We start from the raw sequence: 15211 nt of genomic DNA on the forward strand, positions 1-15211 counted from the left end.
TCAGACATCTCCGGATCACGGGATATTTGCTCCTCCCCGAAGCTTTTCGCAGCTTATCACGTCTTTCATCGGCTCTTAGTGCCAAGGCATCCGCCCTGTGCCCTTATTGCTTGACCTTTCGCTTCATCACCCTAGCGTAGGTGATGCGGTCTCTTGATTCTCGTGTTACTACAGTAAGTGCTTTCTTCTCACGAAGTTTACACTCACGTTCGTAACGTATGTGTTTGATTACTCTGTTCATAACAGATAAATCGATGTCTTCCTATCTTTGCGTTTGCATTAATTTCTTAATACTTTGCGTTTAAGGATATTTGATTAAGTTAATCAAATCTCATGTATGCAGTTTTCAAGGTACAATGCTGACTGATGTTTTATCAGCCATCTGAAAGGAAAATAGCTTTTTCTCTCAGATCACTGGTAAAACCAGCATCTATCTCATCAGGTTTCCCTGTCCTTCTTTTTTTGATCTGGCGCCCACCTGCTCTCCCACACCGTCTCCAGTGCAGTACCATCGGCCGATTGGGTCTTAACCGTCGTGTTCGGGATGGGAACGGGTGTGTCCCCCAACCGCATCGGCACCAGAAATCTTTCAGCTTGATAGCTAAACAGTAAAACACATTTCTTTTCTCTACTTTTTCCTTAGAAAGGAGGTGATCCAGCCGCACCTTCCGATACGGCTACCTTGTTACGACTTCACCCCAGTCATCGGTCCCGCCTTCGGCAGCTCCTTCCTTGCGGTTAGGTCACTGACTTCGGGCGTTACTGACTCCCATGGTGTGACGGGCGGTGTGTACAAGACCCGGGAACGTATTCACCGCGGCATTCTGATCCGCGATTACTAGCGATTCCAGCTTCGTGTAGTCGGGTTGCAGACTACAGTCCGAACTGGGACGTTATTTTTGGGATTTGCCCACCCTCGCAGGTTCGCTTCCCTTTGTTTACGCCATTGTAGCACGTGTGTAGCCCAAATCATAAGGGGCATGATGATTTGACGTCATCCCCGCCTTCCTCCAGGTTATCCCTGGCAGTCTCCACAGAGTGCCCATCTTATATGCTGGCTACTGAGGATAGGGGTTGCGCTCGTTGCGGGACTTAACCCAACATCTCACGACACGAGCTGACGACAACCATGCACCACCTGTCACTTCTGCCCCGAAGGGAAGGAACGGTTAAGTTCCGGTCAGAAGGATGTCAAGACTTGGTAAGGTTCTTCGCGTTGCTTCGAATTAAACCACATGCTCCACCGCTTGTGCGGGTCCCCGTCAATTCCTTTGAGTTTCATTCTTGCGAACGTACTCCCCAGGTGGAATGCTTAATGCGTTTGCGGCGGCACCGAAGAGCTTTGCTCCCCGACACCTAGCATTCATCGTTTACCGCGTGGACTACCAGGGTATCTAATCCTGTTTGCTCCCCACGCTTTCGAGCCTCAACGTCAGTTACCGTCCAGTAAGCCGCCTTCNATTTTGTTGACGACTTGAATACTTTATCATATCTTCTGTCTTTTGTCAACTATGAATTTCATTTTTCTGAAATTCTTTTTAATTGTTTGTTTTTTGAAAACAATTATTTGCGACAGCTCAGTTATAATACCACTGGGAGTTATGCTTGTCAACCATAAATTTCAATTTTTTTAGATTTTCCTGGAAATTTATTTTTATAGGACAATTTTTTATTCTTATTTTTAATTTTTAGGATTATCTTTATTGTTGTTTATTGTGTTGTTTTTTTTATGATAAGTCTCTTCGCTGGATGGCGCTACGCCGGTCGCATTTTCAATGCGGTAAGTGCGAGGGAAGGCGATCTCAGAGTTCCGCAGCCCGAACGCCCTCCCTCGCGCTCCCACCCCGTTGGGCACGGAAAGAGTTCTGCGTTGTTGTGTGTGCTGCGTTGTTGACTTTTGTCTGTATGCTGCGGTACTCAGAATGGAACGTTGTGCCGATCTGGTTTCTGTATTCTTCGGTACTTATGGTGGTACGCTGTGCCGATCTGCGATCTGGTTCTGTGATTCTTCGGTACTTATAGTGGTACGCTGTGCCGATCTGGTCCCTGTATTCTTCGATATTTATGGTGATACGCTAGGCCGATCTGATCCCTGTATTCTTCGATATTTATGGTGATACACTGGGCCGATCTAGTTCCTGTATTCTTCGATATTTATGGTGATACGCTGTGCCGATCCTGTTTCTGTATTCTTCGATACTTATAGGAATATTCTGTACCAGTCTGACATTTCAGGACAGGACGCCCAGTCCGCTTTCATCCCCCGCATGTTTTTTTCCTGTCGGCTGGAAACGTCAGCCAGAGGAAGGTGGCATCGGGCCGGGCTGCTGCGGAGGAGGGGTGATTACTACTTGGGCTGCGGGAGACGGCGTTATTGCGGCAGGGTCTGCTGTCTGAGCCGCAGGCGAGTTCTGGCCCTGCCGCAATGCTTTTAGCCGTCTCCCGGAGCCCTAGTAGTATCCCCCGACGGAGTCCCTGCCCGGAGCGATGCCACTTTCCTCTGGCGTCCCTCAACCACATCCACCTCTCAAAACCCCAAAAACATCCCCGCCTGCATCCACCCCCGGACCGATGCCACCTTCCTCTGGCGTCCCTCTCCATCCACCCCACAAAACCGCAAAAACACCCCCGCCTGCATCCACTCCCCGGACCGATGCCACCTTTCTCTGGCGTCCCTCTCCATCCCAACAAAAAAACGGCACCCGGCAGTTCCAACACTGCCAGACACTGGAACCAAAACACCCGTCAAACAGACCTATACAATATATAATCAACATTCGCTATCTGCTCAACTAATTACCACCAGAAAGTTCCCTCAGCAACTCAAGATCGCTGGCCTGCACTTTAATATTCGTAGTCAGCTTCTCACCCTCAGGGCTAATATACGTCACCTCAAGAATGCTCCCCTCACGAATCCCACGCCGGGAAACCGCACTACAAAATGCCGGAAACTTCGGATGATTCTGTTTAAATGTATTCCATGCATTCATAACCTTCATCATATTTCCAATATTACCAATACCCATAACCAACACCAGCCTTTCCTTTACTATCATCTATGTTTTTTATCTATTAACCCAAACACAGCCGCCGTACAAACCATACAGCGGCTGACCACATGATCCTATTCAAAATAACCTGCCAGAAACTCATAACCCTCTGATAAAAGAAATCGCATCCCGGATCCCAGCCACATAAACCAATTTAATTCCTTTAATACTCTCTGTAGCCGTCCGGTTCACCTCAGGAAGTATCACCGTCTCAAACCCAAGCTTTTTCGCTTCCTGCACACGCTGTCCGGCCATACTCACTGCACGAACCTCGCCACTCAGACCAATTTCACCAAACGCCATCACAGAACCCGGGATCACGATCTCCTTCGCACTGGAAATAATAGCAAGACAAATACCCAGATCGATCGCCGGCTCTGTCATCTTCATGCCACCCGCAATATTCACATAAGCATCCGAAGCAGCAAGATGAACTCCCGCCTTCTTCTCCAGAACCGCCATCAAAAGATTCACGCGATTAAAATCCGTACCAACTGCTGTTCTTCTCGGAATTCCAAAATTACTCTGACACACCAGAGCCTGGATCTCCACCAAAATCGGTCTCGTCCCCTCCATAGAACATGCAACAACAGATCCCGAAGCATTCTCCGGTCTTCCATTCAAAAGGAACTCGGAAGGATTCTTCACTTCTTCAAGTCCGGAATTCTGCATCTCAAAAACACCAATTTCATTGGTAGAACCAAAACGATTTTTCACCGCACGCAGGATCCGGTAAGAAGCATGCCTGTCTCCCTCAAAGTAAAGCACAGTATCTACCATATGTTCCAGTACACGAGGACCTGCCACATTTCCCTCCTTGGTCACATGACCCACGATAAAAATGGACACTCCCATACCCTTAGCGATCTGCATCAATACATTGGTAGATTCCCTCACCTGAGAAACACTTCCCGGTGCAGACGAAATATCTTCATGAAACATCGTCTGGATAGAATCCACAACAGCTACATCTGGTTTCGTCCGCTCAATGATCTCCCGGATATTTTCAAGATTCGTCTCACAGAGCAGTTTCAGTTTATCATTAAACGTTCCAAGCCGATCTGCCCGGAGCTTGATCTGTCTGAGAGACTCCTCACCAGAAATATACAAAACAGAAATCCCCTGTGAAGATAAATTTCTGCACACCTGCAACAACAATGTAGACTTGCCAATACCAGGATCTCCACCTACCAAAACAAGGGAGCCGGGGACGATTCCGCCTCCCAGCACCCTGTCAAGTTCACCGATTCCGCAGCTCTGACGTTCATCTGAAGAAAGACTGATATCTTTCAGAACTACAGGCTCCGTTTTCTTTTGTGTAGTTTTAATACTCCCTGAGGAAGATTTTTTGGAAGAAACCGTTTCCTCCACAAAAGTATTCCATGCCTTGCATGCCGGGCACTGCCCCATCCACTTGGCTGATTCATACCCGCATTCCTGACAGAAATAAACCGTTTTTTTATTTTTTAGCATTTTACAATTTTAACTTCTGCTTTGGTGTTCGCATCCAGTTCAACACTGAAAGAAAGCTTGCCGCCCAGGTTTGTGGTCATTGTACCTGTACTTACATCATCAATAAATACCTGATACTCTGTCTCAGCTTCCAGTTCAACAGTAATCTGAGAATCCTCAAAGCCCTGAACCTCAAAGCTCATTGCTGTTCCATCCTGCTGAAGATGGAACACACTGGTTCCCGGAACAGACTCATATACGAACATTCCATTACGCTCAAGTTTGGTGATCTCCTTATATGTTTTTACTTTATACATATCTCCCTGATACTGATAATCCGACAATTTGGATTTCTGATTTAATTCATAATCTCCAAAACTGATAGTCCCATTATCTTCTGTGCGGATCAATTCCTGTACCACTGCCATGATCTTATGTCCTCCTGAAATCTTTCGTTGTATAGTTTTAATTTTGTTAATTATAACTTATTTCTGTTTTTTTGGCTATAGAAAGTAATAAAATTCTTACGCTTTCTCCGCATCTTTTACTTCAAAGTAGATTTTCTTGTCTTTGACCTTCACCTGTACGGTATCACCGGCTTTGATCCGACCTTCAAGGATTTCTGTTGCCATCTCATCCTCAATCTTTGTCTGAATCGCACGACGCAGCGGTCTTGCACCGTATTTACTGTCAAAGCCCGCATCTGCGATAAGATCTTTAGCTGCTCCGGTAACTTTCAGTATGATATCCAGCTGTTCCTGACAGCGTTTTTCCAGGTTTTTCAAAAGAATAGTAACGATCTTCCTGATATTTTCTTTATTCAGAGAATGGAATACCATGATCTCATCGATCCGGTTCAGAAATTCCGGTTTAAACATCCGCCGCACTTCTTCCATCACTCCGGACTTCATACGTTCATAATCACGCTTTTCCGTATCTCCGGACATAAATCCAAGATGTTTCGGTTCCATGATCATCTGCGCACCTGCGTTGGAAGTCATGATAATGATCGTCTGCTTAAAATCCACTTTTCTGCCTTGAGCATCTGTAATATGACCATCATCAAGTACCTGCAGAAGAATATTAAACACATCCGGATGAGCCTTTTCAATCTCGTCAAAAAGAATGACACTGTATGGATTTCTACGCACTTTTTCGCTGAGCTGTCCACCTTCTTCATAGCCTACATATCCGGGCGGCGATCCGATCATTTTAGAAACACTATGTTTTTCCATATATTCGGACATATCTACACGGATCATTGCCTGATCACTTCCAAATACAGCTTCCGCCAGCGCTTTGGAAAGCTCCGTTTTTCCCACTCCGGTAGGTCCCAGGAATAAGAAAGAACCTATAGGCCTTGCGGGATCCTTTAATCCTACTCTTCCCCTTTTTACCGCACGGGCAACTGCAGAAACTGCCTCATCCTGTCCGATCACACGCTTTTTCAGAACCTTTTCCAAATTTGCAAGCCTACGGGATTCCCCCTCTGTCAGACGCTGTACAGGTATTTTTGTCCAGTCAGACACAATACCGGCAACTGCCTCTTCCTCAACTGTAAGTGGATTTTTCCGATTTTTCCGCTCCGCCTTTCTTCGGATCTTTTCCAATTCTGCTTCCGCCTCATTCTGCTTTGCCTGTGCTGCTTTTGCACCTTCAAGATCTGCATTTATGACTGCCTGTTCTTTTTGTTTCAGAATATCGTGGATCTCTCTTTCCAGTGCTTCTGCTTTCGGAGACGGACGATATCCCGCCAGTTGTACTTTCGACGCTGCCTCATCAATAATGTCAATGGCTTTATCCGGAAGAAACCGGTCATTGATATAACGAACGGACATTTTTACAGCCGCCTCAAGGGCCTCATCCAGAATCTCTACACCATGATGTTTTTCATAATATGGGCGCAACCCCTTCAGGATTTCAACAGCCTCCTCTTCTGTAGGCTCTTCCACGATGATAGGCTGAAAACGCCGTTCAAGCGCTGCATCCTTTTCAATGTATTTCCGATATTCTTCCAGTGTCGTTGCTCCGATCAGCTGGATCTCTCCACGGGAAAGAGACGGTTTCAGGATATTGGAAGCATCCAGTGCACCTTCCGCTCCACCTGCTCCGATGATCGTATGGATCTCATCAATAAAGAGCAATATTCCCTGCTGTTCGCTTACCTCATCGATCACATTTCGGATACGTTCTTCAAACTCACCGCGATATTTACTTCCTGCGACCATTCCGGAAAGATCCAGAACTACAACCCGCTTATCCTTCACAGTATCCGGTACCATTCCTGTGACGATCCGCTGTGCAAGTCCCTCTACGATAGCCGTTTTTCCTACTCCCGGCTCTCCAGTCAGGCAGGGATTGTTCTTTGTTCTTCTGCTCAGGATCTGGATCAGTCTGGCAATCTCTTTATCCCTTCCCACTACAGGATCCAGCTTACCTTCTTCTGCCATGGCCGTCAGATCTCGGCTATACTGATCCAGAGTTGGTGTTACACTGCTGTTTCTTCCCTTTGAAGCTTTTACAGCCTGGAATTCTTCCGCAATGGCATCGCTGTCCATTCCCATAGCTGTCAGCACTGCCGCATAAAGCTTCTGGATATTGGCACCCATTGTGTACAGCAGTCTGGTACCCACACAGTCTGTTTCTTTCAACATTGCCAGCAGAATATGTTCTGTCCCAACTTCCTCAAAACGCATGGATTCTGCTTCTGCATATGCACCCTCAAGAACTCTTCTGGTTCTCGGACTGAATCCCGGTTTCTGTGAAACAGCCGTATTTCCCGGCGGTGCGATCAGTTTATCGATCAGAGCCATCGCTTTATCAGCCTGGATCCCAAACTCCTCCAGAACTCTTCCTGCTGTGCCCTCCTTTTCTTCTACAAGCCCGACCAGCAGATGCTCCGTGCCGATATAACTATGTCCGCAGGAGCTGGCTGCCTCTTTTGCCAGAGCAAGAACATTCTCTGCCTGTTTTGTATATCGTTCCTGCATGATGTCTCCTCCTATCTGTCTGTGTCATACTCGTCAAAAATCTCGTCCACCAGCTGATGGACTTCTTCTCTTGTTACATTTTTACAGCATCCCCATGCCATTGCTACTGTCAGATTCTGTTTCATTTCTTCCAGTGCTCTGACCTTATCTGCATCTATGGAGATCACCGCTCCCTTTCGCCTGTCAATAGTCACAAAGCCTTCCTGACGAAGCAGCGCATATGCCTTATTCACAGTATGCATATTGATTCCTGCAATGCTTGCAAGCTGCCGTACAGAAGGCAGAGTATCCCCTTCATGAAGCCTTGATGTAGCGATCCCCATTATGATCTGATTGGTGATCTGCATATAGATTGCCTCATCACTGTTAAAATCGATTTCTATCACCATAGGGTAATCTCTCCTCTACAACAGCAAAAGGCTGCACAGTTTCATCCTGGCAGCCTGCTGTGATTTTTGTTTTTATTTACTGATCCCTGCAATCTTCTCTATCTGTTCTTTGTTAAGAACCAGATTAAATCCCATTGGATTTACCACATAAGCGTTTGCCTGCGGAATCATCAGGCTCGGAAGTTTGTCTATAGTCACTTTCGCAACACGGAGATTCTTGCCTCTTCCAAATTTCTCAAATTCCATAACATCTGTAAACACAGGCTGCATGATCTTATCCTCTTTATTTTTCAGATACGGAATATGGAGCTTTCCATCTTCTTCCTGCTCTGCATTGATCGCGATCAGGAATTCTGCCTTACGCAGGTTTGCTATCAGCTCTTCTTCCAACTCACGGATATTCTTATGCTCTTCCTGTTTTACCGGGCGACGCAATTCCTGCATAAAATAGATTCCGGAAAGTTCAAGAGACGGGTTCAGAAGCGGTCTCTTTGACGGCTCGATCTTACTCATATCTCTCTGGTTTGCGATCTTTCCGATCTCAATCTCGATCTTCTCTTCTCCGTCGATCCAGATCACACTGTTCACTCCGATCGCGTACAGCGTACCATACAGTCTTGGATAGTCTTTTTTCTCATATTTCATGCCCATAAGAAGGATCTTATCCTCAAGGAGCTGTTTACCATATTCTTTGATCTCTTCTTCTGTGGCAAAAATCCTTGCCTGGTCATTAAATGTTTCTTCATCACAGGTCACATATGGAAGTCTGGTTGCCTGTGAATATGCAACAAATACTTCCTCCCTGTTTCTGAGCTCATGGATTGCTTCTTCTACACTGATTCCCATTTTTCTGTCCTCTCTGCCTCATCACTTGGATGCGACACCTCATCAAGGAAAATGGTTGGTTCCTGTTGTGCCCTGTCAGCATCCAGCTTTTCATGTTCGTAACTACTCACTGTGTTTCATAGTTGTTACTATTGTACAATGAAATCCCTGTTTTCGTCAAGCTGTGCCTGTGAAAAATGACCAACTTAAGCCTCGTCGATAGCTTTTCCGATATCGTGACGCATATACTTATTTGCAAAGCTGATCCACTCTGTAGCAGCATATGCATTCTTTCTGGCTTCTTTTAATGTCTCTCCTTTGGCAGTGATGCCAAGAACACGCCCACCGTTTGTAACGATCTCTCCATCTTTAAATTTGGTTCCCGCATGGAAACAGTAGTATCCGTCTTTGTCCTTAAAATTCTCAAATCCATGGATCGGGATACCTTTTTCGTATTTTACCGGATATCCATCACTTGCAAGAACAACACAAACTGCTGCATTGTCCTCAAATTTCAGATCGATCTGATCAAGTTTGCCGTCTACACAGGCTTCCATTACTTCAATGATATCATTCTCCATACGCGGAAGAACAACCTGTGCCTCCGGATCCCCAAATCTTGCATTATATTCCAGAACCTTCGGGCCATCTGCAGTAAGCATCAGTCCGAAGAAAATGATTCCCTTAAACGGACGTCCCTCTGCTGCCATGGCATCTACTGTTTTCTGATAAACATATTTCTTACAGAATTCATCTACTTCCGGAGTATAGAACGGACTTGGAGAAAATGTTCCCATTCCGCCTGTATTCAGTCCCTGATCCCCATCCTTCGCACGCTTGTGATCCTGTGCGGATGTCATGGTACGGATCGTCTTTCCATCTACAAAAGAAAGTACGGAAACCTCACGGCCAGTCATAAATTCTTCAATTACCATGGTATTTCCGGCATTTCCGAATTTTTTGTCTTCCATGATCTCTTTTACGCCAGCTTCTGCCTCTGCAAGATCCTGGCAGATCAGAACACCTTTTCCAAGAGCAAGGCCATCTGCCTTCAAAACGATCGGGAATTTTGCCTCGGTCCTTAAATATTCCAGAGCTTTTTCCGGATCATCAAAATTCTCATAAGCAGCTGTAGGAATGTCGTATTTTTTCATAAGATCCTTGGAAAAAGCCTTGGAGCCTTCCAGAATAGCAGCATTTTTGCGCGGTCCGAACACACGCAGTCCCTCTGCCTCAAATACATCTACGATTCCGCCCACAAGAGGATCATCCATTCCCACGATAGTAAGATCGATCTCTTTTTCTTTGGCAAAGGCTGCCAGTTTTTCAAACTCCATTGCTCCGATATCTGCACATTCCGCATACTCTGCGATTCCTGCATTTCCAGGTGCACAGTAGATCTTGTCAACTTTCGAGCTTTTTGCAACACTCCATGCAATTGCATGTTCTCTTCCGCCGCTTCCTACGATTAATACTTTCATCTGTTTACTCCTTTGTTTCATCTGTCTGCTGATTACTTTAAAGAAACAATTCCATCTGTCACTGTGATCTTGTCATTGGCGATAAGATTGATTGCTTCCGGAAGGATCTTCCACTCCGCTTTTTCCATTACACGTCTCTGAAGCTCCTTGGATGTATCTCCGTCTTTTACCTTTACTGCCTTCTGAAGAATGATCGGACCTGTATCCGTTCCGGCATCTACGAAATGAACCGTAGCGCCTGTTACTTTCACTCCTCTTGCGAGAACTGCATCATGAACCTTAAGTCCATAAAAACCTTTTCCGCAGAAAGACGGGATCAGAGATGGATGGATATTGATGATCTTGTTGGGATACGCTTCCACCATCATCGGAGGGATCGCAACCAGATATCCTGCAAGAACAATCAGGTCTACCTCTTTTTCCTGAAGCTTCGCCAGTAATGCTTTATGGAAAGCTTCTCGGTCCGGATAGTCTTTCGGTGCGATGCATACCGCCTCTATATCATGCTTTCTGGCTCTTTCCAGAGCATAAGCGGAGGCATTATTACTGATCACGATATCCACTTTTGCATTTGTGATCTCTCCTGCATCAATAGCATCCAGGATCGCCTGAAGATTCGTTCCCCCACCGGAAACAAGAACACCGATCTTTAACATAAGGTCACTCCCTTTTCTCCCTCTTCAATGGATCCTACCACATATGGCTTATCGCCGGTTTTACGGATAGCTTCCATTGTTTTGTCAACATCTGCAGGATCTACTGCCAGGATCATTCCAAGACCCATATTATATGTATTATACATCATATGCTCATCAATATTTCCTTTTTCAGCAAGGAGCTTGAAGATCGGAAGTACCGGATAGCTGTCTTTTTTGACAACAGCTCTGGTTCCCTCTTTCAGCATACGTGGGATATTCTCATAGAATCCACCCCCTGTGATATGGCTGCATGCATGGATCTTCACGCCAGACTCTCGGATGCTCTTCAGCGCTTTTACATAGATTCTGGTCGGTGCAATCAGTGCCTCTCCCAGAGTTGTTCCAAGCTCTTCATAATAAGTATCCAGAGACTCTTTTGTCATGTCAAATACTTTACGTACAAGAGAAAATCCATTACTGTGAACTCCTGTGGAAGCCATACCGATCAGGACATCTCCTGGTTTCAGGGCCTCTCCTGTAAGAAGATCTTTTTTGTCAACGACTCCTACTGCAAATCCGGCAAGGTCGTACTCATCTTCCGGCATAAGTCCAGGATGCTCTGCTGTCTCACCACCGATCAGAGCTGCCTCAGACTGTACACAGCCCTCTGCAACACCTTTTACGATCTCTGCGATCTTTTCCGGATAATTTTTGCCGCAGGCAATGTAGTCCAGGAAAAACAATGGCTCGCCGCCTGCACATGCAATATCATTTACACACATGGCTACAGCATCGATTCCGATGGTATCATGCTTGTCCATAACCATGGCTACCTTAACCTTGGTTCCACATCCGTCTGTTCCGGAAACCAGAGTAGGCTCTTCCATATCTTTGAATTTCTCCATGGAAAATGCACCTGAGAATCCACCGATTCCTCCAAGTACCTCCGGTCTCATTGTCTTGGCAATGTGCTTTTTCATCAGCTCTACTGATTTGTATCCTGCCTCAATATCTACGCCTGAAGTCTTGTAATCCATAATGTCCTCCTTATGACAACACCTTTTTATTTTTATGGTAAAAGATTTATTTAGTAATTTTTGTATCCAACTTCCTGAAGCCTTGCGTCTTTCTTCTCAACCTGCTCCTTCAGATCCTGACTGTAGGCTTTCAGTCTGGAAAGAAGCTCTGCGTCGGAAGTTGCAAGGATCTTGGCAGCAAGAAGTCCCGCATTGGCGCCACCATTGATCGCTACTGTAGCAACCGGGATACCGCTTGGCATCTGTACGATTGAGTAAAGGGAATCTCTTCCTCCCAGAGAGGTTGTATGCATCGGAATACCGATCACCGGCATCGGAAAGATTGCCGCACACATTCCCGGAAGATGAGCTGCCATTCCTGCGCCTGCGATGATAACTTTGAAGCCTTTTTCTTCTGCTGTCTTTGCATACTCGAAAAATACATCCGGTTCTCTGTGTGCGGAAATGATCTTCATTTCATAATCAATCCCCAGTTTCTCCAGGATATCTGCTGCTTTGCTCATAACCGGCATATCTGAATCACTACCCATTACAATTCCTACTTTTGCCATTGTGTTCTCCTTTCATGGTACACTAACTGAATATTAGCCTGTGTCCTTTGACTATTGTTATGGTTATTCTACGTATATTCTCACTTTCTGTCAATACGATCAGAAAAACTGTAAATTTACTAATTAACTTATATTATTATTTAATGGAAGATTCTCAAAAGGACGGTTCAATTCCTCTGTTCCGGGAAGAACAAACCTTCCGTTTTCGATAATGGAGATCATTTCTCCCTCATCATCGATCACCCGGATACTTCCAAGCTCATCATAAGGTATCGTAATATCTGTATGACAGCCATAATAAGCAAGGCTTACGTCATCCTTTCGCATCTCGGAAATCTCATTATCCCTGGCGATGATTTCTTTTCCATCCGGATTATATACCGGTGTATCCTCTGCCCAGCTGTAACAGGTATCGCCCACAGCAAAATGCGGTCCCATTTTTTCTGCGATCAGGATCGGAAGCTTATCCGCAATTCCGTATTTCAGCGCCGCCACATAAGCTGTGGTATTTGTACCGATGGCAAACTCTCCCATGGGGATCTTCGGATGGTGGTGGAGGATATTATCTTCAATATATTTCCGGTTCTCTTCTTCGGTTTTAAAATTCGAGCAGGTGTAATCAATAACCTGGCCGCAGTCAAATACCAGCTTCAGATCCCGGAACTGAAGACCGTTCAGATATACTTTTTTCACATGAAGGATTCCGCCTGTGCCTGCCAGCTGCGGAGATGTAAAGACTTCGCCCACCGGAATGTTCACATCTGCCACACAGTTCTCAAAATTCGTCTGTTTCTCCGGATCTGTCAGCTCATGAAGATGGATCAGAAGATCCGTCTCATTGTCTCCACGTCCTTTGACTTCCACCCACTCACAGGTATCCAGGGTATTGATGATCGTCTGCTGGATTTCCTGATAGAGATGGTAATCCAATGTATTGATCTTTACGATCTCACGGAAAATTTCCTCATAATTTCCACCAATCTCAGGAACCGGATATGCAATGATCGTAAAACTTCTCTCATCACCTTTGATGTATCGGTTTACGATCTGTCCGGATTCATTGTCAAGTTCTGTCTGAAGCTTCTGCTGTGTCTCGCTTAATGCATAAGCTTCCGGTTTACTTATCGGAGAGAAAGGATTTTCTCCAAATGTATCAATGCAGGCCGGACCGCCATGTACTTCTGCCAGTTCTCTGTACTTCTCATAGGAGGTCTGCATAGCACGAAGTTTTCGCTGAACAAAATCCCCATCCAGGAACAATGCACTGTCCTGACGATGATCGTAATCGTACTGCGGATTGGCAACGCCGCCTGTATAGCCTACTCTCACGGCGCCTCTCTTATTTACCACATGCGTTGCATGGCGATAGATTACCGGCTTCAAACCCATTTTTTCAAACTGGAGGATCGCTGCTTTTACCATCCGTTCAAAACCAAGACTATATCGGATATTTACTGTTTTCTTTTTTGTGATATCCTTCCGTCCGGTGATAAATCCGATCCGATAGCCTTCTGTATAGGTAGAAGCCATCTTATCGATCTCTTCCTGAGAAAGGGAGTTCAGAAACTCTGCAACTCCTGTTTCATTCTCTGAAACAAACTCGCCATAGCGATACAGATATCTCAAATCCGAAAGATCCGAATTCATGATGATATCTGCTGCAAAGTCAAGCTCCGGATCTACACCTTCCCGTATCCTCTGCTCCATCATATCCTGGCAGTAATCATTTACATAGGAACGGAGAATCCCCTCCACTGTTGCCGCCTCCGGAAGTTCTTCCTCACAAAATGCAGAATATACTTCCAGAAACAGTTCCATGGATACAGTCATATCCCACAGCCTTTTCTCATGAGCATAAGCTACAGTTCCTGCGATCTCTGCATACAGAAAACTGAAGGCTTTTCCATATTCTCCCATCTGCTGTACTGCATACGCCGGATTTCCATAGCTGCTTTCATAATTTTCCGGGAGGATATCCTGATAAAAGCAATGATTTCTCTCTTTCAACGCCTCCATCGTAAGCTCTGCTGCGCTCTCATCCATCACATCTGCTGCCATGGAAAGAAACTTTGCCCTGTTTCTGAAAAAATCTCCAAACGGTTTTTTTACGGTTTCTTCTGTTATGATCTCACGGATCCGTTCCTTCGCAAGTCCATAACGTTCTTTCATGCATTCTTCCAAGACTTCATCTCCCATCTTTTTCATCATCGATCACATGCCCCAGGGCAATGTGTTTGTCAACGAGTTCTTTCATATATTCCCAGATCACTTCAGAACCCTCTCCTGTTTTCCGGTTTCTCTTATAAATCTGACTTTTCTTCACCTGATGCTCTTCCCAGCTTTTTCCGTTGGAAGCATCATTTAGAAACAATGGCTGACAATTATCTAGCACATGGGCAAATTTCGCCTCCGGGGTTTCGTAAGCCTCAAACTCCTCCCATAATGCTTTTAACCACTGTCCCTGATCTTCCGGCAATAGTCCATAGATCCGTTCTGCTGCCTGCTTCTCCCTGTATTCCTTGGTTGTCGCTCCTTTTTCATCATATGCATAGGTATCACCTGCATCAATCTCTACCAGATCATGCGCCAGTACCATAGGAATCACCTTCAAAAGATCCACTTCCTCATTGGAATATTCCTTTAAAAGCACTGCCATCAACGCCAGATGCCAGGAATGCTCCGCATCATTCTCTTTCCGCTTTCCGTCTGCAAGATATGTCTGACGAAAAATATTCTTGACTTTATCTATTTCCATAATAAAGTCCAGCTGTTTTTTTAAGCGTTCTTTTTTATCCATC

At 45.4% G+C, this 15211-nt stretch carries 13 protein-coding genes, 2 rRNA genes and 1 other annotated feature; all 15 genes read right to left on the reverse strand.

Annotated features, from left to right (window positions below):
• Positions 1 to 116: ribosomal RNA gene (locus BN3261_RS00030) — 23S ribosomal RNA — on the reverse strand; the annotation flags it as partial.
• Positions 117 to 465: 349 nt separating this feature from the next.
• A 5S ribosomal RNA gene (rrf, locus tag BN3261_RS00035) occupies positions 466 to 583 on the reverse strand.
• A gap of 60 nt (positions 584 to 643) precedes the next feature.
• Positions 644 to 1635 (reverse strand) — a sequence feature (16S ribosomal RNA rRNA prediction is too short).
• Positions 1636 to 2510: 875 nt separating this feature from the next.
• The gene (locus BN3261_RS00045; RefSeq protein WP_059085163.1) at positions 2511 to 2777 is read right to left on the reverse strand and encodes a hypothetical protein; all 267 of its coding nucleotides are present in this window, start codon (positions 2775 to 2777) and stop codon (positions 2511 to 2513) included.
• A 15-nt stretch (positions 2778 to 2792) separates the two neighbouring features.
• Complete coding sequence (locus BN3261_RS00050; protein ID WP_173733054.1) at positions 2793 to 3026, reverse strand: hypothetical protein; 234 nt, start codon at positions 3024 to 3026, stop codon at positions 2793 to 2795.
• Between the two features lie 123 nt (positions 3027 to 3149).
• On the reverse strand, positions 3150 to 4523 hold the full coding sequence (gene radA / locus BN3261_RS00055) for a DNA repair protein RadA (RefSeq protein WP_059085164.1): 1374 nt from the start codon (positions 4521 to 4523) through the stop codon (positions 3150 to 3152).
• Positions 4517 to 4930, reverse strand: coding sequence for a hypothetical protein (locus BN3261_RS00060; RefSeq protein ID WP_015525913.1), 414 nt, complete (start codon positions 4928 to 4930; stop codon positions 4517 to 4519). Before BN3261_RS00060 ends, radA begins: the two co-directional genes overlap by 7 nt.
• A 96-nt stretch (positions 4931 to 5026) precedes the next feature.
• Positions 5027 to 7492, reverse strand: a complete 2466-nt coding sequence (locus BN3261_RS00065) for an ATP-dependent Clp protease ATP-binding subunit (protein WP_059085165.1) — start codon at positions 7490 to 7492, stop codon at positions 5027 to 5029.
• Between the two features lie 11 nt (positions 7493 to 7503).
• Entirely contained in the window at positions 7504 to 7881 is a 378-nt protein-coding gene (locus BN3261_RS00070) for a GntR family transcriptional regulator (RefSeq protein ID WP_015525911.1), read from the reverse strand.
• Between the two features lie 72 nt (positions 7882 to 7953).
• Positions 7954 to 8727 (reverse strand): SseB family protein, encoded by a 774-nt coding sequence (locus BN3261_RS00075; RefSeq protein WP_015525910.1) that lies wholly within the window; start codon positions 8725 to 8727, stop codon positions 7954 to 7956.
• A gap of 185 nt (positions 8728 to 8912) precedes the next feature.
• A complete protein-coding gene (gene purD / locus BN3261_RS00080) occupies positions 8913 to 10187 on the reverse strand; it encodes a phosphoribosylamine--glycine ligase (RefSeq protein ID WP_059085166.1) in 1275 nt (424 codons plus the stop codon).
• Between the two features lie 32 nt (positions 10188 to 10219).
• Positions 10220 to 10843, reverse strand: a complete 624-nt coding sequence (gene purN / locus BN3261_RS00085) for a phosphoribosylglycinamide formyltransferase (protein ID WP_015525907.1) — start codon at positions 10841 to 10843, stop codon at positions 10220 to 10222.
• A complete protein-coding gene (gene purM / locus BN3261_RS00090; RefSeq protein ID WP_015525906.1) occupies positions 10837 to 11862 on the reverse strand; it encodes a phosphoribosylformylglycinamidine cyclo-ligase in 1026 nt (341 codons plus the stop codon). The genes purN and purM overlap by 7 nt, the downstream gene beginning before the upstream one ends.
• Before the next feature lie 50 nt (positions 11863 to 11912).
• Positions 11913 to 12413 (reverse strand): 5-(carboxyamino)imidazole ribonucleotide mutase, encoded by a 501-nt coding sequence (gene purE, locus BN3261_RS00095; RefSeq protein WP_015525905.1) that lies wholly within the window; start codon positions 12411 to 12413, stop codon positions 11913 to 11915.
• A 123-nt stretch (positions 12414 to 12536) separates the two neighbouring features.
• Complete coding sequence (locus BN3261_RS00100) at positions 12537 to 14618, reverse strand: aminopeptidase (protein WP_420313728.1); 2082 nt, start codon at positions 14616 to 14618, stop codon at positions 12537 to 12539.
• Complete coding sequence (locus BN3261_RS00105; RefSeq protein WP_059085167.1) at positions 14599 to 15210, reverse strand: HD domain-containing protein; 612 nt, start codon at positions 15208 to 15210, stop codon at positions 14599 to 14601. The genes BN3261_RS00100 and BN3261_RS00105 overlap by 20 nt, the downstream gene beginning before the upstream one ends.
• Position 15211 lies beyond the last annotated feature (1 nt).

Origin of the sequence: Blautia massiliensis (ex Durand et al. 2017) (assembly GCF_001487165.1) — a bacterium.
GTDB classification, from domain to species: domain Bacteria; phylum Bacillota; class Clostridia; order Lachnospirales; family Lachnospiraceae; genus Blautia_A; species Blautia_A fusiformis.

What these genes read in the sequence shown, in the direction of transcription:
- BN3261_RS00045 (WP_059085163.1), bottom strand. Translation starts at nt 2,777, where the DNA reads ATGTTGATTATATATTGTATAGGTCTGTTTGACGGGTGTTTTGGTTCC.
- BN3261_RS00050 (WP_173733054.1), bottom strand. Translation starts at nt 3,026, where the DNA reads ATGGGTATTGGTAATATTGGAAATATGATGAAGGTTATGAATGCATGG.
- radA (WP_059085164.1), bottom strand. Translation starts at nt 4,523, where the DNA reads ATGCTAAAAAATAAAAAAACGGTTTATTTCTGTCAGGAATGCGGGTAT.
- BN3261_RS00060 (WP_015525913.1), bottom strand. Translation starts at nt 4,930, where the DNA reads ATGGCAGTGGTACAGGAATTGATCCGCACAGAAGATAATGGGACTATC.
- BN3261_RS00065 (WP_059085165.1), bottom strand. Translation starts at nt 7,492, where the DNA reads ATGCAGGAACGATATACAAAACAGGCAGAGAATGTTCTTGCTCTGGCA.
- BN3261_RS00070 (WP_015525911.1), bottom strand. Translation starts at nt 7,881, where the DNA reads ATGGTGATAGAAATCGATTTTAACAGTGATGAGGCAATCTATATGCAG.
- BN3261_RS00075 (WP_015525910.1), bottom strand. Translation starts at nt 8,727, where the DNA reads ATGGGAATCAGTGTAGAAGAAGCAATCCATGAGCTCAGAAACAGGGAG.
- purD (WP_059085166.1), bottom strand. Translation starts at nt 10,187, where the DNA reads ATGAAAGTATTAATCGTAGGAAGCGGCGGAAGAGAACATGCAATTGCA.
- purN (WP_015525907.1), bottom strand. Translation starts at nt 10,843, where the DNA reads ATGTTAAAGATCGGTGTTCTTGTTTCCGGTGGGGGAACGAATCTTCAG.
- purM (WP_015525906.1), bottom strand. Translation starts at nt 11,862, where the DNA reads ATGGATTACAAGACTTCAGGCGTAGATATTGAGGCAGGATACAAATCA.
- purE (WP_015525905.1), bottom strand. Translation starts at nt 12,413, where the DNA reads ATGGCAAAAGTAGGAATTGTAATGGGTAGTGATTCAGATATGCCGGTT.
- BN3261_RS00100 (WP_420313728.1), bottom strand. Translation starts at nt 14,618, where the DNA reads ATGAAAAAGATGGGAGATGAAGTCTTGGAAGAATGCATGAAAGAACGT.
- BN3261_RS00105 (WP_059085167.1), bottom strand. Translation starts at nt 15,210, where the DNA reads ATGGATAAAAAAGAACGCTTAAAAAAACAGCTGGACTTTATTATGGAA.